The sequence below is a fragment of the Burkholderia sp. Tr-20390 genome, from assembly GCF_017104595.1.
GTDB lineage: Bacteria > Pseudomonadota > Gammaproteobacteria > Burkholderiales > Burkholderiaceae > Burkholderia.
This window is the reverse complement of record NZ_JAAGPC010000144.1, coordinates 1-22,119: the sequence shown is the minus strand read 5'-3', so window position 1 is coordinate 22,119 and position 22,119 is coordinate 1. Positions and strand designations below refer to the sequence as shown.

Here is a 22,119-nt window from a genome sequence, read left to right as displayed (position 1 = left end):
GCCGGCTCTTGCCGGTCAGCTCGTGCGACATCGTGAGCGCGTGGATCTTGCGGTTCACGTGCAGCTCGCGCGACGCGTGGATCAAGGCGTCGTTGCGGAACGCGTAGAACGGTTCCGAGTAGCCGGCTCGCTGTACCAGAAAGGCAAGCTCGCACAGAGCGACCTGCGCACGGCGGTGGCCATCCAGAACTTCGGTGCGGCGATCGTCGCGGCCATCTTCGTCGTGCTGCTGCACGAGACGCGCTGGATCGGCGCGCCGGCGCTGTGGGTGTCGCTCGTGTGGGGTGTCGTGTTCCTGTCCGGCGGCGCGGTCACGATGCTGATGTGGATGCTGCGGCGCGGCAATGCCGCACGCGCGACGTCGCTGCTGTTTCTCGCGCCGCCGCTGGCCGCGCTGCAGGGCTACTGGCTGTTCGGCGAAACGCTCGCGGCGATCCAGCTCGCCGGCTTCGCGCTCGCGCTGGTGGGCGTCGTGCTCGCGCGGCGCTGACGCGGCCGACCGTGTGGGGGCGCCATGCAGCCGCGCCCACACCAGCCGCCACGCGCATCGCATACCGGCCGCTCGAACGCCCGTTACGCGGCATCGTCGCACCCGCCCGGCGCACCGTGCACCACGACGACGCGGCCCGTCTCGCCGATGCAACGCGAAATCGCCGTATCGCACGCCCGGCGCGGCACCGCGCCGCGATTGCGCTTATGATGGGCGCCTTGATTTCGTTCCGGAACTCCTTTCATGACATCCGCCGATTACGCCAGCCGCCAACGCGCGATCATTGCCGAACTGAACGTCGCCCCGCACTTCGACGCCGAGGCCGAAATCGCCCGCCGCGTCGAGTTCCTCGCGCAATACCTGCGTTCAACCGGCCTGCGGACCTACGTGCTCGGCATCAGCGGCGGCGTCGATTCGTCGACGGCCGGCCGGCTCGCCCAGCTGTCGGTCGAAAAGCTGCGCGCCGGCGGCTACGATGCGCGCTTCATCGCGATGCGTTTGCCGAACGGCGTGCAGAACGACGAAGCCGATGCACAGCGCGCGCTCTCGTTCGTCCGTGCGGACGAAGAATTGACCGTCAACGTGAAGCCGGCCGCCGACGCGATGCTCGCCGCGCTGGTCGCGTCCGGCCATGCGTTCGAGACGCCGGCCCAGCAGGACTTCGTGCACGGCAACGTCAAGGCGCGCGAGCGCATGATCGCGCAGTACGCGGTGGCCGGCGCGCGGCGCGGCATCGTGATCGGCACCGATCACGCGGCCGAGTCGCTGATGGGTTTCTTCACGAAGTTCGGTGACGGCGGCGCGGACATCCTGCCGCTCGCGGGGCTGAACAAGCGTCGCGTGCGCGCGGTGGCCCGTGCGCTCGGCGGCGACGAACTGATCGTGATGAAGGTGCCGACGGCCGACCTCGAGGAACTGCGCCCGCTGCGCCCCGACGAGCACGCGTACGGCGTCACCTACGACGAGATCGACGATTTCCTCGAAGGCAAGCCCGTCGCCGACCACGTGTACGAAACCGTGCTGCGCTTCTACGACGCGTCGCGCCACAAGCGCGCGCTGCCGTACACAATGTTCGACTGGCCGGCCGCGTAAGCCGGCCGCCCACGCCAAAAAACAACGCCGCGCGCACCGTCACGGCTGCGCGCGGCGTCCTGCCGACAGGCACCGTTACGCGTGCCCGCCGGTCTTCGTCGCCTGCAGCGCACGAATCCGCAGCCGCGCACCCGTATCGCTGACTGTCGCGTCGTACATCGCCGCGAGATCGCGCTTGAGCGCGGTGCGCGAGCCGCCGTCGAGATACACCATGTGCCCCGACGGATAGAAACGCGCGGACAGGTTCTGCCGCACCTTCTGATCCTCGAGCGGCATCTGCTGCAGGTCGATCACGGTCTGGTAGAACGGCGTGACGAAATCGTAGAGGCCGTTCGCCGACAGCACCTTCAGGTCGACGTTCAACGCCATCACCGCCGCGAGATCGCCGGCCGTGTAGAGGATCACGTTCCCCTGCGCGTCGATGCCCTGCTGCGCGCCGGTCGGGTCGGTGTGATGGAAATCCCAGTTCTGGAACGCCTGGTCGTTCAGGTCGGTGAACGCGGAACTCGACGTGAACTTCAACTGCTCGTTCAGGTAACTGTTCCACATCGCCGTATAGACGCCCGTCACGGCCGTCATCGTCGGGTCGTTGCCGCCGGAGTTCGGGTCGATCTTGCCGGCGATGCCCGACGAGATCCCGGTCACGCGGCCGTCGTACGAACCGAGCGCCAGCCCCTGTGCCTGCAGCAACGTCGTCAGGAACAGCGAATTGCCGCGCGCGTTGTAACCCGCAATGTCGAGCCCCCAGGTCTGCAGCGTTGCCGTGTCGATGCCCGTGTATTGCGACAGCTTCGTCACGGCGGCCGGGTCGGCATGCGGCACGTTGCGCAATGCGGTCAGGTAGTCGGTGCGCGCGAACTGCGCGACTTCCTCGACGAACGCGCCGAGATCGGTCGGCGCCGGCGTGACGCCGAGTTTCTTGTGATACCACGCATCGGCCGCGGCGGTCGGCAGCGCGCCGACCGGGTTGCCGGCCTGCCGGTAGTCGAGGATCGACGACTGCAGCGTAATGCCGTTCAGGTCGACGCCGTCCTCGTGCAGCTTGTACGCGAGCACGCAGCTGCGTGCGGTGCCGTACGATTCGCCGAACAGGTATTTCGGCGAATTCCAGCGGTTGTTCTTCGTCAGGTAGCGCTTGATGAACTGCTTCAGCGAATCCGCATCCTGGTCGACGCCCCAGAAGTTGCGATTCTTGTTCGGCGCAACCGCAGCCGAATAGCCGGTGCCGACCGGGTTGATGAACACCAGGTCGCTGTGGTCGATCATGCTGTCCGGGTTGTCTTCCATCTGGTACGGCGCGGGCGGCGTGAAGCCCGGCATCGACGTCTTGATGCGCTTTGGCGCAAACGACCCCAGCAGCACGAACACCGACGACGAGCCCGGCCCGCCGTTATAGAAGAACGTCACGGGCCGCGTTTCTTCCTTCGCGCCGTCGGCCGTGAACGCGACGTAGAAGAGCTTCGCCGCCGGCTGCGAACTGCTCGGGTCGACCGTCACGAGGTGGCCGGCCGTCGCCGTGTACGCGATGCGCTTCCCGTCGATCAGGATCGTGTGATGCGTGATCGCGGCCGCCTCGGTCGTGTCGGTCACCGAGTCGTCGGGACCATTGCCGTACGCGACCGGATCGAAGAACGGCTGGTCGCGCCCGTGGCTCAGCGCGACCGGGTTGATGGTCGGCGGCACGCCATGCGAGTTGTGGTCGCCGTGATGCAGCGGATACACGCCGCCGGAAGATGCGGAATCGATGCCCATCGTGCTGCTCCTGGAGGTGAGAAAAAGGCGCGGACCGGAAGCCCGCGCCATACGGAAAGACGTCTCCCGCGGCCGTCAGCTCGACGGCTTGCGCGTCAGGATCGCGGCGAGCTGCGCGCCGTTCGGGCTGCCGAGGCCCGTACACGCATCCCAGCCCTGCGCGGCCGCGTACGTACCGTTCGATCCCTGCGTGATGTCGCGCAGCGCACCCGGATTCTTGTAAAGCACCGGATTGATCCAGCCGGCAGTCGCACCGCCCGCCGCCGCACTCGCCGCCGCATTGATCCGCGCAATCAACGCGGCCCACAGCGGCGCGACCGCGCTCGTGCCGCCCATCACCGTGGCCGTGCCCGCGATCGACACTTCGTAGCCCGTCTGCGGCGACGCGTCGCCCGCCACATCCGGCACGCCCCGCTTCGCGAGCGGTGCGCTGCTGCCATCGGCGCGCGTGAGTTTCAGCCCCTGCTGCCACGCCGGCAGGTCGAACAGCGTGCTGACGCCACCCCCGCCCGCGCCGCCGCCGGCTGCCTCGTCGTTCCACGTGACCTCGCTGCGGATGCCCTGCCCGGGCAGCGCGTCGAGTTGTGTGCCGCCGCAGCCGAGCACGTACGGGCTCGATGCGGGGAAGTCGACATGATCGGCGCCGTCCTGCAGCCCGTCGCCCGAACCGCTGTCGCCCGATGCCGCGCACACCGTGATGCCCTGCGCGGCGGCCGCCTGCAGCACGCGGTTGAACGCCTGCGCGGACTGCGCCTGCCAGATCGCTTCCGGGCCGCCCCAACTGATCGAGATCACCGACGGCTTGTTGGTCGTGTCGTTGACGGCCGCGTTGACGGCCTGGATGAAGCCCGCGTCGCTGTTCGGCGCGAAGTACACGGCAATCTTCGCGGCCGGCGCGATCGCGCCGGCGATCTCGATGTCGAGCGCGACTTCGCCGTCCGGGCCGCTCGGGTCGCCGGTCGGCGTGTTGCGGCCGGTGCCGACGTTCACGTCGACGAGCGTCGGCGGCGTCGTGATGCCGAGCCCTCGGAAATATTGCTGGATGTCGGCCGCGCGGTAGCCGCCGCCGAGCTCGATGATCGCGATGCATTGCCCGGCGCCGTCGCCGGCCGGGAAGCCGTACAGCGAGGCCAGCTGGATCGGGGTGAACGTGACGCCCGCCGCGCCGCCGCGCGCGGGCTTGAATGGCGGTCGCAGCCGGAAGTGCGGCCGCGCCTGCGGACGGCTGTCGAGGCCGAGCACGGCCGTGACGGCATCGCCGAGATCGTCGGGCAGCGCGATCGGGCCGGAGCGGCCGCGATACTGGCCGATCGACTTGTGCTCGAAGCGCTCGAGCTTGACGCTGAACGCGGCTTCGAACTGCTGGATCGTGCCGGACAGCACGACGACGCTTTCAACGGGATCGACGCGATCGACCGTCAGCTGATGACGATGCGCGAAGTCCTCGGCCTTGCGAATATCGTCGGGATTGGCGGAAAAGCGTTGCGCGAAGGTGGCGCGCGACACCGGTTTCGCTTGCGCGTCGCCGGTGGCGAGCTGGTGAAGCAACGTATCGAGTTGCCCTTCTTCCTGCCGCCGCAACATGATCGTGACGTGGATGCGTTCTGCCGGATCGCACGGGCCGAGGCACTTGGACTCGGCGACGATTCGGGGTTCACGGTCGGCGTGAAGATGCCTTGCCATGTTCAGACCCTCCTTGGTACCGCGTTGCACGGAACAGCCAGGAAATCGGACAGGGCCGGCGGGAGACGGTTCCGTTCGGTCGGTCGGGTTCGCGCAGCGCGAAGTAACAGGGAGTTTAGAACAGTCAGACGATTTGCGCGCATGCCCTTCTGCGACGGGGCGCACGCACGGGCCGGCGTTGCACACGGCCCTCATCCGGTGCGGCGACGCGCCGCGCGACCTGCGCCGGCGCGCCGCCGCATCGGCACTCAGTCCATCGACAGGCGCAGCGCGAAGCCGATCAGTGCAGCAGAAAACGTCCAGCGCTGCACCGTCTGCGCGAGCGGATGCGCGCGCATCCACGCGGCGATCCGCGACGCGCCGAACACGCACGCGAGGTCGAAGCACACGCCGGCCGCCACCAGCAGTGCGCCCAGCTCGAACATCTGCAACACGACCGGCCCGGTCTCGGGACGCACGAACTGCGGCAGCAGCACCGAGCAGAACAGCAGCGCCTTCGGGTTCAGCAGGTTGGTGAGCAGGCCCTTCACGAACGACTGGCGCAGCTCGCCCGCCGAGGCCGCCGCATCGCCGTCGCCGAGCGCGAACACGGGCGAGCGGAACACCTGGATCGCGACATAGGCGAGATAGAGCGCGCCGCCGTAGCGGATCACTTCGTACAGCCACGGCGCGCTGCGAATCAGCGCGGCGACGCCGCAGGCGGACAGCGTCACGTGCGCGGTGCGCGCGAGCGACAGGCCGGCCGCCGCCGCCATCCCCGGCCGCACGCCGCGGCCGATGCTGGTCTGCAGCACCAGCGCCATGTCCGGCCCCGGCACCGCGTAAATGGCCGCCAGCGCGGCGAGATAAATCAACAGCAAATGCGTGGAAATCATGGGCTGCCCCTGTCCTCTTACGACGATATGTTGCCGCCAGAGGGCGAGGGATTATTGGCCATCTTTGGTTCAGGATTGGCGATCCGTAGCGGAATCCGCCACAATCATGAAATCCATAAAAGGATTCCGCCAACATGACCGAACTCGACAAAACCGACCGCGCCATCCTTGCCGCGGTGCAGCGCGACGGCCGCCTGCCGATCGCGCGCCTCGCCGATTCCGTGGGTCTTTCCGAGACGCCCTGCGCGCGGCGCCTGAAGCGCCTCGAAAACGACGGCTACATCGAGCGCTACCGCGCGCAGTTGTCACGCCAGGCGCTCGGTTTCGGCGTCGTCGCATTCGTGCTCGTGCAGTTCGCGACGCACGATCGCAAGACCGCCGACCGCTTCGAGCGGGAAGTCCTTGGCATCGAGCGGATCCTGGCGTGCCACAACGTGGCGGGCACGGCCGACTATCTGCTGCAGGTCGTGGCGCGTGACCTCGACGACTACGGCACGTTCCTGCGCGAATCGCTGCGGATGCTGCCGGGCGTGACGTCGATCGAATCGGCACTGTCGCTGCGCGAGGTCAAGCACGACGCGGGGCTGCCGGTGCCGTGATGCCGGTGGGCGGCCGCCACGCGCAAGCCGATCCGGGCGCCCGGTCCGTCACGTCGACGCCGATCGATGTGGGCCGCGTCGGGCTGCACCGCCGCAACACTCGTTCACATTGTTGAGGCCGGCAGCCTATGCGATGTCGGGCGGCTGGTGCGCGCGTTCGAGATCCTCGAGAAACGCTTCCACGAGCGGATTGCCGCGCCCGTTGCGCGCGACGACCATGTGGAACGTCACGTCGTAGCGCAGCTGCTCCGGATTGAGCGGCGTGAGCAGCCCCTGCGCGACGTACGGCGCCGCGAAGTGCTGCGGCAGGTAGCCGAGGTGGTGGCCGGACAGGATCAGCAGCGCGACGGCCTCCATGTTGTCGGCGGTCGCGGTCACGCGGTCGGGCGTCGTCGACATCTGCGCTTCGGGCAGCGGATACGAGCGCCACGCCCATTCGAAGCCCGCGACGTCGGCCGGCGTCAGCGCGCCGGCGCCGTCGAACAGCGGATGGCCGCGCCCGCAGTACGCGACCTGGCGCTCGATGAACAGCGGCGTGTAGTGCAGCGACGGCACCCGGTGCCAGAAGTAGCCGACCGCGATCTGGATCTCGTCGCTCAGCAGCTTCTCCTCGAGATCGCCCGGCGCGCGCACGGAAATCGAGAAACGCACGGCCTCGTCGCGGGTGCGGAACGCGGCGATCGCCTCGGCGATCCGGGCGTTCTGGCTCACCGGCGTATGGCCGATCAGGCCGATGTGCAGCGTGCCGACCAGCTGGCGGTCCATGTGCCGCGCGGCCATCCCGAATTCGTCGAGCGCGGCGAGCAGCTTGCGGCTCATCGCGTGAAACCGCTCGCCCTTCGGCGTAAGCCGGAAACCGCTGCGGCCGCGCTCGCAGAGCCGGTAGCCGAGCCGCGTCTCGAGCGACGAAAGCTGCGCGCTGATCGTCGACTGCCCGACGTTCAGCACCGCCTGCGCGGCCGAGACGCCGCCCGCGTCCGTGACCGCGAGAAACACGCGGATCAACCGCAGATCGAGGGTCGACAGATTCCCCAGCACGTTCATCCCCTTCCATACATCGATGAAAATCGATGTTTACGTCGATATCTTCGCATTCTTCTTTGCGGGCCGAGCGCGTAAAACTGTGCGTCAAGCCGCGTCGCATGATACGGCAACCCCACATCGGAAGAGACAACCCCATGAACGACCACACCCATTTCCAGCCGCTCGGCGGCAATGAAATGCCGCGCTGCGGCGGCATCGCGACGATGATGCGCCTGCCGCACGTGGCGAGCGCCGAAGGCCTCGACGCCTGTTTCGTCGGCGTGCCGTTCGATCTCGGCACCTCCAACCGCACCGGCGCGCGCTTCGGCCCGCGCCAGATCCGTACCGAATCCGTGCTGCTGCGCCCGTACAACATGGCCACGCGCGCCGCACCGTTCGATTCGCTGCAGATCGCCGACATCGGCGACGTCGCGATCAATCCGTACAACCTGCACGATTCCATCGCGCGCATCGAAGCGGCGTACGACGCGATCCTCGAGCACGACTGCAAGCCGATCACGCTCGGCGGCGACCATACGATCGCGCTGCCGATCCTGCGCGCGATCCACCGCAAGCACGGCAAGGTTGCATTGATCCACGTCGATGCACACGCCGACGTGAACGACACGATGATGGGCGAAAAGATCGCGCACGGCACGCCGTTCCGCCGCGCGGTCGAGGAAGGCCTGCTGCACGGCGACAAGGTCACGCAGATCGGCCTGCGCGGCACCGGCTACGCCGCCGAGGATTTCGACTGGTGCCGCGAGCAGGGCTTCCGCGTCGTGCAGGCCGAGGAATGCTGGAACAAGTCGCTCGCGCCGCTGATGGAAGAAGTGCGCGCGCGCGTCGGCGACACGCCCGTCTACATCAGCTTCGACATCGACGGCATCGACCCGGCCTACGCGCCGGGCACCGGCACGCCGGAAATCGCGGGCCTCACGGTGCCGCAGGCGCTCGAGATCATTCGCGGCGCGAAGGGGCTGAACATCGTCGGCTGCGATCTCGTCGAAGTCGCGCCGCCGTACGACCCGTTCGGCACCACGGCGCTGCTCGGCGCGAACCTCGCGTACGAGCTGCTGTGCGTGCTGCCGGGCGTCGCGTACCGCGACTGATCCCCGCGCCGCCACCTATTCCAAATCAGAGGATTCAGAGGAGCACACATAAAGATGGGGACTTCCGTCAAGCAACCCAAGCGGGCGGCGCTCGCGTCGTTCGTCGGCACCACGATCGAGTGGTACGACTTCTATAGCTACGCGACCGCCGCCGCCATCGTGTTCGGGCCGCTGTTCTTTCCCGGCGAAAACCGCTTCATCAGCCTGCTCGCGTCGTTCGGCTCGTTCGCGGTCGGCTTCTTCGCGCGGCCGCTCGGCGGCGTGATGTTCGGCTACCTCGGCGACCGCTTCGGCCGCAAGCGCTCGCTGCTCGCGACGCTGATGCTGATGGCCGTGTCGACGGTTGCGATCGGCCTGCTGCCGACCCATGCGCAAGCCGGCGTGATCGCACCGATCCTGCTCGTGCTGATGCGCGTGCTGCAAGGCATCGCGGTCGGCGGCGAATGGGGCGGCGCGGTGCTGCTCGCCGGCGAGCATGCGCCGGAAGGCAAGCGCACGTTCTTCGCGTCGTTCGCGCAGCTCGGCAGCGCGAGCGGCCTGATCCTGTCGATGCTCGCGTTCGGCGCGATCAGCACGCTGTCGAAGGAAGACATGATGAGCTGGGGCTGGCGCGTGCCGTTCCTCGCGAGTTCCGTGCTGCTGATCGTCGGCTTCGTGATCCGCGCGAGCGTGTCGGAATCGCCCGAGTTCGAGGAAGTCAAGAAGAGCGGCAACATCGCGCAAAAGCCGCTGCGCGAGGCGCTCAAGTACTGGCCGCTGCTGCTGCTCGCGATCGGTGCGAACGTGTACGGCATCGCCGGCGTGTATTTCAGCAACATCTTCATGATCAGCTACGCGACGCAATTCCTGTCGCTCGACCGGTCGATGGTGCTGCATTGCATGACGATCGTCGCCGTGCTGCAGTTCGTCGTGCAACTCGCGGCCGCGTTCCTCGCGCAGCGCTTCGGCACCACGCGCGTGCTGCTGATCACCGGCGCATGGGCCGCGATCGTCCCGTTCGTCATGCTGCCGCTCGTGCACATGGGCACGCCGCTGTCGATCACGGTCGGCGTCGGCCTCGCGACGCTCGCGGAATCCGGCTACTACTCGGTGGTCGCAGGCTTCGTCAGCGGCATCTTCGTCGCACGCATCCGCTACACGGCGATCTCGATCGCGTACCAGGTGTGCGGCGCGCTCGCCGGCGGCCTCACGCCGCTCGTCGCGACCATCATCGCGCAGAACACCGCGCCGCAATGGTGGCCGCTTGCGCTCCAGTACACGAGCGCCGCGATCCTGTCGTCGCTGTGCGTGTGGCTGATCTCGCGCCGCGTGAGCATCGACGATGCGGGCGCGGCGAACCGGAAGGAAACGCCGCTGCCGCGCGGCGCACGCACCGCGTAATCGCTCGCAACGGGCAGGCCCCTCGCCTGCCCGTTTTTCGTCGCACGCCCCGGCGGTGCGTCGCACCGCCCCCCGGTTCCACGCTATTCATCGCGTGCCACGCGGACGTCGCGGCAGGCGGGCGCACGCGGTCGCCCTGCCGAACCGCGCACGACCCAGGAGACAAGTCGTCATGACCCGCCCCGACACCCTCGATCTCGGTCGCACCGAATCGGCCCGCCTTGCGATCGAGCACCACTCGATCGACTACATTCCCGAACACGAGCGCCACGCGAAGCTCGCCAGCCAGGGACCGTTCTGGTTCCTCGGCAACTTCCATTTCTTCACGATCTCGATCGGCTTCGTCGGGCCTGGCATGGGCCTGTCCGCCGGCTGGACGACGCTCGCGGGCGCGCTCGGGATCATGTTCGGCACGATTTTCATGGCGTTTCACGGCTCGCAGGGGCCCGAGATGGGGCTGCCGCAGATGATCCAGTCGCGCGCACAGTTCGGCTATCGCGGCGTGATCGTCGCGCTGCTCGCGACGTTGTTCGTGTTCGTCGGCTTCAACGTCGTCAACGTGTCGTTGCTGGTCGACGGCGTGCACAACGTATTCGGCATCGATGGCGGCTTCGTCGCCGTCGCCGCCGTGACGACGGGCGCGCTGCTCGCCATTTACGGCCACGACCTGATGCATCGGACTTTCACGTGGGCGCTGATCGCGACACTGCCGCTCTATGCGCTCGTGACACTCGCGCTCGCGTTCGGCCATGTGACGCCGGCACCCACCGCCGTTGCACCGGTTGCCGCGCCAGGCTTCAACTGGATCGCGTTCGCCACGCAATTCGCGATCGCCGCGAGCTACAACATTTCGTATGCCCCGTATGTGTCGGACTATTCGCGTTATCTGCCGAAAAACACGCGCCGTGCGAAGCTGATCGCCGTGATCTTCGCCGGCGCGTCGCTGTCGGGCACCTGGATGATCGGCCTCGGCGCGTGGCTCGCGCAGAAGCTGCATGCGGCCGATGCGCTGGTCGCGATGAACGACGTCGGCACGTCGCTCATGCCGGGCCTCGGCAAGCTGATCGCGATCGTCTCGCTGGTCGGCTTCCTGCCGATCATCGCGCTCAACGCGTACAGCGCGATGCTGACCGTACTGACCGCCGCCGATTCGATCGTGCCGATCCGGCCGACGCGCCGCGCGCGCGTTGCATCGATCATCGCGATCAGCACGTTCGTGCTTGCCTGCGTATTCGCGATCCGCGGCAACGGCATCGCGCTGCTGCAGACGTTCCTGACGCTGATGCTCTACTTCCTCGTGCCGTGGACCGCCGTGAATCTCGTCGACTATTTCTTCGTGCGCCGCGGTCACTATGCGATCGCGCACTTCTTCGTGCCGAACGGGCTCTACGGCGCGTGGCAACCGCGCGGCATCGTCGCCTACCTCGTCGGCTTCGCGGCGATGGTGCCGTTCTTCTACATCTTCGACGCCGAAGCAAACCGCGAGATTTTCGTCGGGCCGTTCGCTCGCATGCTCGGCGGCGTGGATATCGCGTGGCTCGTCGGCCTGGTCGTCGCGGGTGCGGCGTACTGGCTGCTGTCGCGGTCGCTCGACCTCGCACGCGAACGCCGCATCATTGCCGAAACACCATCACCCGAGACGCTCGCGGGCCCCCTCGAACACGAGCGCGCATGATCCCGCACTGCCCGTGACACCGGGCCCGCCCGTCACGGCATGAATCACGCCGCCGGCCGCCCCGCCCGACCATCGAGCGCGGCGGCCGGCACGCAACCTGCGCGCGTTATTGCACCGCGTTGCGCAGCGTCTTCGCGGCGGCGACCATGTTCGTCAGCGCCGGAATCACCTCCGCCCACTGGCGCGTCTTCAGGCCGCAGTCCGGGTTCACCCACAGACGTTCCGCCGGAATCCGCTCGGCCGCCTTCTTCATCAGGCCGACGATGTGCTCCTGCGTCGGGATGTTCGGCGAATGAATGTCGTACACGCCCGGCCCGATTTCGTTCGGATACTTGAAGGTGTCGAACGCGTCGAGCAGCTCCATGTCCGAGCGCGACGTCTCGATCGTGATCACGTCCGCATCCATGTCGGCGATCGACGCGATGATGTCGTTGAACTCCGAATAGCACATGTGCGTGTGGATCTGCGTATCGTCCCGCACGCCGTTCGCGGTGATGCGGAACGATTCGACCGCCCACTTCAGGTACTCGCCCCACTGCGCGCGGCGCAGCGGCAGCCCTTCGCGCAGCGCGGCCTCGTCGATCTGGATCACGCGCACGCCGGCCTTCTCGAGATCGAGCACTTCTTCACGGATCGCCAGTGCGAGCTGGTAGCACGACACCGAGCGCGGCTGGTCGTCACGGACGAACGACCAGTTCAGGATCGTCACGGGGCCGGTCAGCATGCCCTTCATCGGCTTGTTCGTCAGCGACTGCGCGTACGTGATCCATTCGACCGTCATCGCCTTCGGGCGGCTGATGTCGCCGAACAGGATCGGCGGCTTCACGCAGCGCGAACCGTACGACTGCACCCAGCCGAACCGGCTGAACGCGTAGCCGTCGAGCTGCTCGCCGAAGTACTCGACCATGTCGTTGCGCTCGGCTTCGCCGTGCACGAGCACGTCGAGTTCGAGCGATTCCTGTTCGCGCACGCTGCGTTCGATCTCGGCCTGCATCGCCGCGCGGTAACCGGCTTCATCCAGCGCGCCGGCCTTGAACTGGCTGCGGGCCTGACGGATTTCGCCGGTCTGCGGGAACGAGCCGATCGTCGTCGTCGGGAACGCCGGCAGGTTCAGGCGTGCCGACTGCTTCGGCGCGCGCTGCGGATAGGGGCTCGCGCGGTTGCCGAGCTGCGCGTCGATCCGGGCGATCGCGGCCTTCACCGCCGGGTTGTTCACGCGCGGCGACTGGCGGCGCGAATGAATCGCGGCGGCGTTCGCGGCCAGCGCGTCGGCGACCTTGTCGCGGCCTTCGTTCAGTGCGGTCGCGAGGACCTTCAGCTCGTCGAGCTTCTGCAGCGCGAACGCGAGCCACGAACGGATTTCCGCATCGAGCTTCTCCTCGTTCGCGAGATCGACCGGTACGTGCAGCAGCGAGCACGACGGTGCGAGCCACAGGCGACCGCCCAGTTGCTTCGCGAGCGGCTCGAGCCAGTCGAGCGTCGCGTTCAGGTCGGTCTTCCAGATGTTGCGGCCGTTGATCGCGCCCACCGACAGCACGCGCCCGGCCGGCAGGTCACGCACCAGCGCGTCGACTTCATCGCGTGCGTTGATCGCATCGACATGCAGGCCGTCGACCGACAGCGAGCTCGCGAGCGCCAGATTGCCCTGCAGTTGGCCGAAATACGTCGCGAGCAGCACCTTGATGCGGCGCGTTTCGAGCGCGGCGTATGCGGTCTTGAACGCTTGTTGCCATTCGTCGTCGAGTTCGGTGACGAGGATCGGCTCGTCGATCTGCACCCATTCGACGCCCTGCGCGGTCAGCGTGTCGAGCAGCGCGCCGTACACCGGCAACAGCTTCGGCAGCAGTGCGAGACGGTCGGAATCGTCCTTCGCCTTGCCGAGCCACAGATACGTGACGGGGCCGAGGATCACCGGCTTCGCGGCCACTCCCTGCGCCTGCGCTTCCGCCAGTTGCTGGAGCAGGCGCGACGGGTCGAGCGAGAAGTTCGTGTCCGCGTGGAATTCCGGCACGATGTAGTGGTAGTTCGTATCGAACCACTTCGTCATTTCACCGGCCGCGACCCCGCCGCAGCACGCGGCATGCGCTTCGGTCGACTGCGCCGAACGGCCGCGCGCGACACGGAAATAGTTGTCGAGCACGTCGCCGTGGAAGCCCTGCACGCGCTTCGGCAGGTTGCCGAGCGTGAAGCTCATGTCCAGCACCTGATCGTAGAACGCGAAGTCGCCGATCGGCGCCAGGTCCAGGCCGCGCTGGTCGTTCCAGTGACGCCGGCGCAGCTCGGCGCCAAGCGCCTTCAGCTCGTCGCGCGACGATTCGCCTTTCCAGTAGCGTTCGAGACCGAACTTGAGTTCGCGCTTCGCGCCGATGCGCGGAAAACCGAGGTTGTGTGTCGTGACCATGGGCTGCCGTCCAGAAGAGAAATTGAATGTCCGGGAGCCATGATAGGGATTTCAAACCATGAAATAAAATGGCATTATTTCATTCATCCATTAAAGTTACTCATGCATTTGTTGCGCGAGCGATATCCATGCTGGAACGATTCCATCTCGTCGTCATTCGTGAGGTCGAGCGCCAGGGCTCGCTGACCGCGGCCGCCCATGTGCTGCACCTCACGCAATCGGCGCTCAGCCACACCGTCCGGAAAATCGAGCAGCAGCTCGGCACGCCGATCTGGGATCGGGAGGGTCGCGGCCTGCGGCTCACGCAGGGCGGGCAGTATCTGCTGAAGCTGGCGCACCGGCTGCTGCCGCAGTTCGAGCTCGCCGAGGAGCGGATGAAGCAGTACGCGAAGGGCGAGCGCGGCACGCTGCGCATCGGGATGGAGTGCCACCCGTGCTACCAGTGGCTGCTGAAGGTCGTGTCGCCCTACCTGTCGCGCTGGCCCGACGTCGACGTGGACGTGAAGCAGCGCTTTCAGTTCGGCGGCATCGGCGCGCTGTTCGGCTATGACATCGACGTGCTCGTGACGCCCGATCCGCTGAACAAGCCGGGCCTGCGCTTCGACCCTGTGTTCGATTACGAGCAGGTGCTGGTGGTCGCCGATTCACACCGGTTCGCGAACGCCGACTATGTGACGCCCGAGCAGCTGACCGACGAGATCCTGATCACCTACCCGGTCGAAACCGACCGGCTCGACATCTACAACCAGTTCCTGACGCCGGCCGGCATCGTGCCGAGGCGACACAAGTCGATCGAGACGACCGACATCATGTTGCAGATGGTGGCGAGCGGGCGCGGCGTAGCCGCGCTGCCGAGATGGCTTGCCGACGAATACACGGACCGGATGCCGGTCGTGCCGGTCAAGCTCGGCAAGAAGGGGATCGCGAAGCAGATCTTCCTCGGCATTCGCGAAGCAGATGCATCGATCGACTATCTGGCCGCGTTCGTCGCGCTGGCGCGCGAATCGACGTGGAGCGCGCCGCGCATGCTGCGCTAGGCGCGCCCGAGAGGAATGCGTCAGGCGGCGCGCATGCCGATGCGTTCGCCGCGCTCGACCCATGCGCCGAACAGCAGGCCGATCGTCGTCCACATGATCACCTGCATGCCGATGGCCGCCACGCGGAACTTCCACAGCAAGGCCGCCGGGAAATCGGCCGGCAACTCGCTGACCGACGGCAGCCCGATCTGCACGGCCGCGATGATCGCAACGAACACGAGCCCGGCGACGATCGACGCGTTCCACTGCCCGAGCTTCGCCAGCAGATGGCGGCGCACGCTGACCGAGAACACCATCGTCGCGACCGAGATCGCGATCATCAGGAAGAACAAACCCGTGCGATAGCCGATCGTGTCGGGGTCGCCAACCGACGGCGGATTGGCCGGGTACTTGAGGTTCGGCACGATCACGAGCGCGACGAACGACGCCAGCGCAAGCCACGCAGCCAGCGGCCGTGCCGGGAGACGGCTGCCTCGGCCATACGCATACGCAAAGACGAGCGAGAACAGCCCGCCGAATGCCGCGCCGTAGGTCACGACGCCCGTCAGCAGACCGAGGCCGGCTTGCGTGTGGCGGCTGACCAGTTCGGGTTCCGGTGCTTCGCCTCGAGCGGCTTCGGTTTTTTCCTCGAAGGAGATTGCCTGATCGACTTGCGGTTCGCCGACGATTTTGGCGAAACCGAACGTGAGGAGGCCTGCGGCGATGCCTGCGAGCATCCCGCGCATGAGCAGCTTTCCGACCATCGTGAACTCCGCGTCAGTGGCAGGGGAAGCCGAGCAGATGGCGGCCGTCGTGGACGAACTCGTGGACATACATGCCCGGCACCAGCGACGTCGCGCCTTGTTCCGCACCGACGAAATACAGCGCGAGCAAGAGGATCAGGCCGACGAACACGGCCCACGGCAACAGTTCACGGACGGGGATGGGTGCCGGCACGACCGCCGGCTTCAGCACTGCTTCGCTCATGGATGCACCTCAGGGGAATCGCGCCCCGACAAATGTTGGATGGGTACGAAGGCAGGTCTGGCTTCCGGGATCATGGATCACCGGTTACAGTGGCGCGACCGCGCCGGGATTGCACCGGCTTCCGCGTTTCGTATCGGGCGAATTGTACGCGCGAACGTTCGCGTATTGAAGCGGCGACGGGTGATCGAACTCACTCGTCCCGGATCATCCGAAACACGACATGAACACGCCTGCCTCGCTGCGCCTGATCGCACACGCCTCGACCCGGGCGATGCGCACCGGGACATTTCCCGACGACGATCCGCTCGACGCGCACGGGCTCGCCGACGCCGCGGCGCTGCACGACCGATGGGCACGCGTGACCGGCGCGCTCGTGCTGTGCAGCCCGGCCCGCTGTGCGGTGCAGACCGCCGATGCGCTCGGCCTGCATGCCGACATCGATGACGCGCTGCGCGACATCGACTACGGAAACTGGCGCGGCAAGCGGCTGCACGACCTCGCGCGCGACCTGCCTGCCGAATTGGGCGCGTGGATCGGCGATCCCTCCGCGTCGCCGCACGGCGGCGAATCGTTCGATGCAGCGATGCGCCGCGTCGGCACATGGTTGAACGCGCTGCAACACGGCCGCGACATCGTCGCCATCACGCATGCACCGATCGTTCGCGCGGCCGTCGCGCATGCGCTGCGGATGGATCCCGACGCGGCAACGCGCATCGACGTCGCACCGCTGTCGTGCACGACATTCGCTGCGTCGCCGCACGGATGGACGTTGATCGCCGACGACGATCGGCGCGACACTGCGACCTGGGCGCCCGCCGTGTCGCGTTCGTGATATCGACCACGACACGAGCCGACGTATCGCGTCGTATCGCAATTGCCTGGCGATGTTCACCTTACGTCGCTGTAAGACACCCCGTTCGTTGTCCCTGCTGTCATCAAACTGACTGCTAGCCGAAGCTAGGATCGGTCGCGGTTCCCTTACGAGATACCGTCATGAATCAACCTGCTTCGTCTGCCCCGAGCAATTCGGGTTCCGTCGAGCGCACCAAGCAGCTCGGCTATGCCGTCTTCCTGCTGGTGCTCGCGATCGGCGCGATCTATATCGCCACGCACCTGATCGACGATCTGTCGCCGATGCGCGAAGGATCACTGTTCCCGTACCTGATGCTCGGCGCCGCGCTGCTGATCGCGCTCGGCTTCGAATTCGTCAACGGTTTCCACGACACCGCGAACGCGGTGGCCACCGTGATCTATACGCACTCGCTGACACCGAACGTCGCGGTGATCTGGTCCGGCCTGTGGAACTTCCTCGGCGTGATGATCTCGAGCGGCGCCGTCGCGTTCGGCATCCTGCAGCTGCTGCCGGTCGAGCTGATCCTGCAGGTCGGCAGCGGTGCGGGCTTCGCGATGGTGTTCGCGCTGCTGATCGCCGCGATCGTATGGAACCTCGCGACCTGGTATTTCGGGTTGCCGTCGTCGAGCTCGCATACGCTGATCGGGTCGATCATCGGCGTCGGGCTGATGAACCAGCTGATGCACGGGCCGTCCGGCACGAGCGGCGTCGACTGGGGCCAGGCGCTTGGCGTCGGCAAGTCGCTGCTGCTCTCGCCGCTCGTCGGCTTCCTGTGCGCGGCGCTGCTGCTGCTCGTGCTGAAAACCCTCGTGCGGATTCCGGAGCTGTACAAGGAGCCGCCGAAGGACCAGCCGCCGCCGTTCTGGATTCGTTGCCTGCTGATCCTGACCTGCACGGGCGTGTCGTTCGCGCACGGCTCGAACGACGGCCAGAAAGGGATGGGGCTCATCATGCTGATCCTGATCGGCACGGTGCCGACCGCCTATGCGCTGAACAAGGCCGTCACGCCGGCCGAGACACAGACCTTCGTGGCGGTCGCGAACCAGGCCGCCGCGACGTTCGGGAAGTACACGAACGGCGTTGCACCGTCCGCGAACCCGCGTGCCGACGTCGAGCTTTACGTCCAGCATCGCGAACTGACGCCGGCCGTGATCCCCGCCGTACAGCAGTTGTCGACGTCGCTCGCGACCGCCGTCGGTGCATCGGGCTCGATGGCGGCCGTGCCGCAACGTGACGTCGACAACGTGCGCAACACGATGTATCTGGTATCCGAAGCCATCCGCCTGATCGAGAAGTCCGGTCAGCCCGCGTTTGCCGCCGACGACAAGCTCGCGATCGACAACTATCGCAAGCAGCTCGACCACGCGACCAAGTTCATTCCGACGTGGGTGAAGGTGGCGGTCGCGATCGCACTGGGCCTCGGCACGATGGTGGGCTGGAAGCGGATCGTCGTGACCGTCGGCGAGAAAATCGGCAAGCAGCATCTGACGTACGGACAGGGCGCATCGGCCGAACTCGTCGCGATGCTCACGATCGGCGCGGCCGACGTGTACGGATTGCCGGTGTCGACGACGCACGTGTTGTCTTCGGGCGTCGCGGGCACGATGGCGGCGAACGGATCGGGCTTGCAGTGGGGCACGGTGCGCAGCCTCGTGCTGGCGTGGGTGCTGACGCTGCCGGCGTCGATCGTGCTTGCCGGCGGGCTCTATTGGCTGTTCCGGTCGGTGGCGTAAGCGGTGATGCAGCGGGTAGCCGGGAGGAGCCGGCTACCTGCTGGGAAGATTCGACCCTCGTCCCTCGCCGTCCCGTCTCTCCGTCTCTCCAATTCGACTCGTCGAGGCATTCGGTGCGCCCATGCCGTCGCGAATGCTCACCCTCTTCCTTTCCCGAATTGAAGCGCAAGATCTGGAGCGCGCCGGCGCATGGACATCCGTAGACTGGGCTCATCAACATTTATCGTGGACTCAACCGTGCGGACGACGTGCCCGAAGCATTCCGCACGACTGCATGGCGCCACATTGCTGACGAACCGAGGAATGCCCGTGAACATTGCCGACCTGCAACCTGCCGTCGAATCACTGGAAATTGCGCAACGCGTCGACGCGATCGACTGGATGACTGTCGATGCCGATCTCGATCGCTACGGATGCGCGCGCGTGCCGGGCCTGCTCTCGGCCAGCGAATGTACGACGCTCGCGTCACTCTATCCACACGATGCACTCTATCGCTCGCGCGTCGTGATGGCGCGGCACGGGTTCGGCCGCGGCGAATACAAGTATTTCGCGTATCCGCTCCCCGCGGTCATCGCCGAGCTGCGTGCGACGCTCTACCCGCATCTCGCGCCAATCGCCAATCGCTGGAACAAGGCACTCGGGATCGACGTCCGCTATCCGGCAGACCACGCGGCCTTCCTCGATCGCTGCCACGCAGCAGGACAGACGCGACCGACGCCGCTGATCCTGCAATACGGCGCCGACGACTACAACTGCCTCCATCAGGACCTGTATGGCGAGCACGTCTTTCCGCTCCAGGTCGCGATCCTGCTATCGGCGCCCGGCCGCGATTTCACAGGTGGGGAGTTCGTGCTGACGGAACAGCGACCACGCATGCAATCGCGCGCGGAAGTGGTGCCGCTGACACAAGGCGACGCCGTCATCTTCGCCGTGCACGGCAGGCCGGTGCAGGGAACGCGCGGCGTCTATCGCGTCAACCTGCGCCACGGCGTCAGCCGGATTCGAAGCGGCCACCGCCACACGGTCGGCATCATCTTCCATGACGCGCAGTGACGGCGAGCGGAATACGCACGATGCTCGCAAGCCATCCGTCACGCAGACGGATTTGTGCGGGAAATGCCGCGCATCCGACGTGCCAATCGCTCGTTACCAATCCGGATTCTTTGCAAAGGACATCAGCGCGCGACCAGTTCACCCATCCAATCCGGCAGATGATCGCTTTCGATTCGCGCCAGACCGTCGCGACTCGTCGGATCGACGTTTCAAGTGAGCGACAGGAAGCAGAAGCACTCACCTGTCGCAGCACAAGGTCGATGGGAACCCGACCTACCCGCGCGCCACATTCGCCCGCAATCGATCACCCGCGTCGGAGGCGAGCCGTGCGTATCCCGGCAACGTCAGCAATGCGAGCACGCCCGCTGCGACGAACGCCCAGCGAAAGTCGTCGAGTACGTAGTGCATGCCGGCCGCATCGCCCCGCACCAACGCCGCGAGTCGAAGCGACAACGCACCGAACGCGATGCCCATCCCGATCGTCATCTGCTGAGCAGCACTCCACAACGTGCTGGCCGCGCTTGTCTGCTGGGCCGGGATATCCGCATAGGCCAGCGTCGCGAGCGTCGTGAACTGCATCGACCGCGTCAGTCCGTAGACGAATACGACGAACAGCGTAATCGCCAATGGTGTCGATGCAGTCAGCCAGCCGCATGCGATCGTGAAGAGGCCGACTATCGTCACGTCGACGAGTGCGACGCGCCGGAAGCCGTAGCGGTCGAGAATCCACGACGTTCCCGCCTTCATCCCGAGATTGCCGAGCGCACTCGCGAGCAGCAGCAGGCCGGACTGGAACGGCGACAGCCCGAAACCGATCTGGAACAGCAGCGGCAGCAGGTACGGCACCGCATTGATGGCCATCCTCGTGATCGACCCGGTAATCACGGTCACCGAGAACGTCGGCACGTTCAATGTCGTGAAGTCGAGCAGCGGATGCGCGCAACGTTGCGCATGCCACCAGGCGGCGATGCCGAACAGCACGCTCGCGCCCACCAGGACGGCTGCGCGCGTAAAGTGGACGTCCTGCTGGCCGGCCGCTTCGGTGCCGATCAGCAGACAGGTCAGCGCGCCCCCGGCGAGCACGAAGCCGCCCCAGTCGAGCGGTCGTTGCTCGTCGGCCCGCGTGTTCCGGACGATCAGCCAGGTGCAGACCAGTGCGGCAATGCCGAACGGGACGTTCAGCAGGAAGATCCACCGCCATGATGCATAGGTCGTGATGAAGCCGCCGATCGGCGGCCCGACGACAGGCGCGACGATGCCTGGCCACGTGATCGTCGCGATCGCGCGCATCAGCTTCGCCTTCTCGGTGCTGCGAACGACGATCATGCGCCCGACCGGCACCATCATCGCCCCGCCGACGCCTTGCAGCAGGCGCGCAGCGGTGAATGTCACGACACCCTCGGACAACCCGCACAGCACCGACGCACCGGTAAAGACGACGATTGCACTGGCGAACACCGTGCGCGAGCCATAGCGGTCCGCGATCCAGCCGCTGATCGGGATGAACACTGCCAGCGCCAGCATATAGGCAGTCATCCCGAGGCTCAGCGCGTTCGGCCCGACATCGAACGAGCGCGCCATTTGCGGTAGCGCGGTCGCGATCACGGTCGTGTCGAGGTACTCCATGAAGAACGTTGCGGCGACGAGATACGGCAAGAAGTCGGTCGTCCGACCACCTTGGGCAGGGCTATCAGTCATGAACGGTGCTGGAGACGGGATACGGCGGACCCCGACCGCCGGCGGTTGCGTGGAAGCACCGGGAATCGGGACGAATGGTGATATTACCCCGAAGGGCTTGCACCCCGCTCTGCAGGGCATGTCGCCCGAATGGACTTTATGCGCATAGATTTTTATGACGATTTGGCGCTGAGTTTGTTGTGTGCCGGCGATCACGTCGATACACCGCGTCGAAGGACCGGTAGATGGTGCAAGATGCCTTTTGCCCGAACACATCAATTGCCAGCCATTTTCGACAAACGTCGCCCATCGTCAGCCATCATCGCGCCATTCGTCGATAAATCGACGTCTGATGGGGACTAATTGCAGGCCGATGGATGTATGGTACAGAGAGAGCGTCGCGAGAACATTGGAGGCCTGGGCCGACACATTCGCCCCCCCCCGGTTTCCGCCAGATTGACGTGTGGCGCCGGGAAACGTGCCTGGAGGTAGGGGTGACGCGGAGCTGTATCCAGCCTGCTGTCCATCCCGTCCCCCGAAGCATTTCCGCCGCCCAAATGCAAAAACCCCCGCCTTTCGGGCGGGGGTTTCTGGCTTAGGGAGCCTGACGATTACCTACTTTCACACGGGAATCCGCACTATCATCGGCGTAGAGTCGTTTCACGGTCCTGTTCGGGATGGGAAGGGGTGGGACCGACTCGCTATGGTCATCAGGCAA

General features: G+C 66.3%; 17 protein-coding genes, 1 rRNA gene, 2 pseudogenes and 1 riboswitch. Of the genes and pseudogenes, 10 read left to right on the top strand and 10 right to left on the bottom strand.

The window, feature by feature from the left end; genetic code table 11:
- Positions 1 to 145, bottom strand: a pseudogene (locus G3N98_RS40400) (arginine N-succinyltransferase); the annotation flags it as partial.
- On the opposite strand from G3N98_RS40400, the pseudogene G3N98_RS29215 reads away from it, so the two are divergent.
- A pseudogene (locus G3N98_RS29215) lies at positions 122 to 490 on the top strand (DMT family transporter); the annotation flags it as partial. The pseudogenes G3N98_RS40400 and G3N98_RS29215 overlap by 24 nt on opposite strands.
- A 243-nt stretch (positions 491 to 733) precedes the next feature.
- The gene (gene nadE / locus G3N98_RS29210; RefSeq protein ID WP_089475574.1) at positions 734 to 1,582 is read left to right on the top strand and encodes an ammonia-dependent NAD(+) synthetase; all 849 of its coding nucleotides are present in this window, start codon (positions 734 to 736) and stop codon (positions 1,580 to 1,582) included.
- 75 nt (positions 1,583 to 1,657) lie between these two features.
- On the opposite strand, the gene G3N98_RS29205 is transcribed toward nadE, so the two are convergent.
- The 3 genes from G3N98_RS29205 to G3N98_RS29195 form a co-directional block, all read right to left on the bottom strand.
- Positions 1,658 to 3,334 (bottom strand): peptidase S1, encoded by a 1,677-nt coding sequence (locus tag G3N98_RS29205; RefSeq protein ID WP_206150101.1) that lies wholly within the window; start codon positions 3,332 to 3,334, stop codon positions 1,658 to 1,660.
- Positions 3,335 to 3,409: 75 nt separating this feature from the next.
- Complete coding sequence (locus G3N98_RS29200) at positions 3,410 to 5,017, bottom strand: S53 family peptidase (RefSeq protein ID WP_206150099.1); 1,608 nt, start codon at positions 5,015 to 5,017, stop codon at positions 3,410 to 3,412.
- Positions 5,018 to 5,265: 248 nt separating this feature from the next.
- Complete coding sequence (locus tag G3N98_RS29195) at positions 5,266 to 5,892, bottom strand: LysE family translocator (RefSeq protein WP_089475577.1); 627 nt, start codon at positions 5,890 to 5,892, stop codon at positions 5,266 to 5,268.
- Between the two features lie 134 nt (positions 5,893 to 6,026).
- Here G3N98_RS29195 and G3N98_RS29190 point away from each other — a divergent pair, with 134 nt between their 5' ends.
- Positions 6,027 to 6,491 carry an Lrp/AsnC family transcriptional regulator gene (locus G3N98_RS29190; RefSeq protein WP_206150097.1) on the top strand — a complete coding sequence of 155 codons (465 nt, stop codon included), beginning with the start codon at positions 6,027 to 6,029 and terminating at the stop codon, positions 6,489 to 6,491.
- 126 nt (positions 6,492 to 6,617) lie between these two features.
- Here G3N98_RS29190 and G3N98_RS29185 read toward each other — a convergent pair whose 3' ends face one another.
- On the bottom strand, positions 6,618 to 7,529 hold the full coding sequence (locus tag G3N98_RS29185) for a LysR family transcriptional regulator (protein ID WP_043181461.1): 912 nt from the start codon (positions 7,527 to 7,529) through the stop codon (positions 6,618 to 6,620).
- 140 nt (positions 7,530 to 7,669) lie between these two features.
- Between G3N98_RS29185 and speB the strand changes: the two genes are divergently transcribed.
- The 3 genes from speB to G3N98_RS29170 all read left to right on the top strand — a co-directional run bounded on the left by speB (position 7,670) and on the right by G3N98_RS29170 (position 11,681).
- Complete coding sequence (gene speB / locus G3N98_RS29180) at positions 7,670 to 8,626, top strand: agmatinase (RefSeq protein ID WP_011353980.1); 957 nt, start codon at positions 7,670 to 7,672, stop codon at positions 8,624 to 8,626.
- A 54-nt stretch (positions 8,627 to 8,680) separates the two neighbouring features.
- Complete coding sequence (locus G3N98_RS29175) at positions 8,681 to 10,006, top strand: MFS transporter (protein ID WP_174976175.1); 1,326 nt, start codon at positions 8,681 to 8,683, stop codon at positions 10,004 to 10,006.
- A gap of 172 nt (positions 10,007 to 10,178) precedes the next feature.
- Positions 10,179 to 11,681: a cytosine permease gene (locus G3N98_RS29170; protein ID WP_206150095.1), complete on the top strand. Its 1,503-nt coding sequence runs from the start codon at positions 10,179 to 10,181 to the stop codon at positions 11,679 to 11,681.
- Positions 11,682 to 11,787: 106 nt separating this feature from the next.
- Here G3N98_RS29170 and metE read toward each other — a convergent pair whose 3' ends face one another.
- The gene (gene metE / locus G3N98_RS29165; protein ID WP_206150093.1) at positions 11,788 to 14,082 is read right to left on the bottom strand and encodes a 5-methyltetrahydropteroyltriglutamate--homocysteine S-methyltransferase; all 2,295 of its coding nucleotides are present in this window, start codon (positions 14,080 to 14,082) and stop codon (positions 11,788 to 11,790) included.
- A 128-nt stretch (positions 14,083 to 14,210) separates the two neighbouring features.
- On the opposite strand from metE, the gene G3N98_RS29160 reads away from it, so the two are divergent.
- On the top strand, positions 14,211 to 15,119 hold the full coding sequence (locus tag G3N98_RS29160) for a LysR family transcriptional regulator (RefSeq protein WP_206150092.1): 909 nt from the start codon (positions 14,211 to 14,213) through the stop codon (positions 15,117 to 15,119).
- Between the two features lie 20 nt (positions 15,120 to 15,139).
- Here G3N98_RS29160 and G3N98_RS29155 read toward each other — a convergent pair whose 3' ends face one another.
- Both G3N98_RS29155 and G3N98_RS29150 read right to left on the bottom strand, forming a co-directional pair.
- Positions 15,140 to 15,862, bottom strand: coding sequence for a CbtA family protein (locus tag G3N98_RS29155; RefSeq protein WP_089433229.1), 723 nt, complete (start codon positions 15,860 to 15,862; stop codon positions 15,140 to 15,142).
- Between the two features lie 13 nt (positions 15,863 to 15,875).
- The gene (locus G3N98_RS29150; protein WP_006488502.1) at positions 15,876 to 16,085 is read right to left on the bottom strand and encodes a CbtB-domain containing protein; all 210 of its coding nucleotides are present in this window, start codon (positions 16,083 to 16,085) and stop codon (positions 15,876 to 15,878) included.
- Between the two features lie 32 nt (positions 16,086 to 16,117).
- A riboswitch (cobalamin riboswitch) is annotated at positions 16,118 to 16,260 on the bottom strand.
- Positions 16,261 to 16,305: 45 nt separating this feature from the next.
- Here G3N98_RS29150 and G3N98_RS29145 point away from each other — a divergent pair.
- The 3 genes from G3N98_RS29145 to G3N98_RS29135 all read left to right on the top strand — a co-directional run bounded on the left by G3N98_RS29145 (position 16,306) and on the right by G3N98_RS29135 (position 19,724).
- On the top strand, positions 16,306 to 16,917 hold the full coding sequence (locus tag G3N98_RS29145; protein WP_206150090.1) for a histidine phosphatase family protein: 612 nt from the start codon (positions 16,306 to 16,308) through the stop codon (positions 16,915 to 16,917).
- A 161-nt stretch (positions 16,918 to 17,078) separates the two neighbouring features.
- Positions 17,079 to 18,671: an inorganic phosphate transporter gene (locus tag G3N98_RS29140; protein ID WP_089426683.1), complete on the top strand. Its 1,593-nt coding sequence runs from the start codon at positions 17,079 to 17,081 to the stop codon at positions 18,669 to 18,671.
- 309 nt (positions 18,672 to 18,980) lie between these two features.
- Complete coding sequence (locus tag G3N98_RS29135) at positions 18,981 to 19,724, top strand: 2OG-Fe(II) oxygenase (RefSeq protein ID WP_089475710.1); 744 nt, start codon at positions 18,981 to 18,983, stop codon at positions 19,722 to 19,724.
- A 273-nt stretch (positions 19,725 to 19,997) separates the two neighbouring features.
- On the opposite strand, the gene G3N98_RS29130 is transcribed toward G3N98_RS29135, so the two are convergent.
- Together G3N98_RS29130 and rrf are read right to left on the bottom strand one after the other, a co-directional pair.
- Positions 19,998 to 21,422, bottom strand: coding sequence for an MFS transporter (locus tag G3N98_RS29130; protein ID WP_089433232.1), 1,425 nt, complete (start codon positions 21,420 to 21,422; stop codon positions 19,998 to 20,000).
- Positions 21,423 to 22,003: 581 nt separating this feature from the next.
- Positions 22,004 to 22,116, bottom strand: a 5S ribosomal RNA gene (rrf, locus tag G3N98_RS29125).
- Positions 22,117 to 22,119: the final 3 nt, after the last annotated feature.

Bases quoted from the DNA above. Each gene is read 5' to 3' on its own strand.
- nadE (WP_089475574.1), top strand. From the start codon at position 734: ATGACATCCGCCGATTACGCCAGCCGCCAACGCGCGATCATTGCCGAA.
- G3N98_RS29205 (WP_206150101.1), bottom strand. From the start codon at position 3,334: ATGGGCATCGATTCCGCATCTTCCGGCGGCGTGTATCCGCTGCATCAC.
- G3N98_RS29200 (WP_206150099.1), bottom strand. From the start codon at position 5,017: ATGGCAAGGCATCTTCACGCCGACCGTGAACCCCGAATCGTCGCCGAG.
- G3N98_RS29195 (WP_089475577.1), bottom strand. From the start codon at position 5,892: ATGATTTCCACGCATTTGCTGTTGATTTATCTCGCCGCGCTGGCGGCC.
- G3N98_RS29190 (WP_206150097.1), top strand. From the start codon at position 6,027: ATGACCGAACTCGACAAAACCGACCGCGCCATCCTTGCCGCGGTGCAG.
- speB (WP_011353980.1), top strand. From the start codon at position 7,670: ATGAACGACCACACCCATTTCCAGCCGCTCGGCGGCAATGAAATGCCG.
- G3N98_RS29175 (WP_174976175.1), top strand. From the start codon at position 8,681: ATGGGGACTTCCGTCAAGCAACCCAAGCGGGCGGCGCTCGCGTCGTTC.
- G3N98_RS29170 (WP_206150095.1), top strand. From the start codon at position 10,179: ATGACCCGCCCCGACACCCTCGATCTCGGTCGCACCGAATCGGCCCGC.
- metE (WP_206150093.1), bottom strand. From the start codon at position 14,082: ATGGTCACGACACACAACCTCGGTTTTCCGCGCATCGGCGCGAAGCGC.
- G3N98_RS29160 (WP_206150092.1), top strand. From the start codon at position 14,211: ATGCTGGAACGATTCCATCTCGTCGTCATTCGTGAGGTCGAGCGCCAG.
- G3N98_RS29155 (WP_089433229.1), bottom strand. From the start codon at position 15,862: ATGGTCGGAAAGCTGCTCATGCGCGGGATGCTCGCAGGCATCGCCGCA.
- G3N98_RS29150 (WP_006488502.1), bottom strand. From the start codon at position 16,085: ATGAGCGAAGCAGTGCTGAAGCCGGCGGTCGTGCCGGCACCCATCCCC.
- G3N98_RS29145 (WP_206150090.1), top strand. From the start codon at position 16,306: ATGAACACGCCTGCCTCGCTGCGCCTGATCGCACACGCCTCGACCCGG.
- G3N98_RS29140 (WP_089426683.1), top strand. From the start codon at position 17,079: ATGAATCAACCTGCTTCGTCTGCCCCGAGCAATTCGGGTTCCGTCGAG.
- G3N98_RS29130 (WP_089433232.1), bottom strand. From the start codon at position 21,422: ATGACTGATAGCCCTGCCCAAGGTGGTCGGACGACCGACTTCTTGCCG.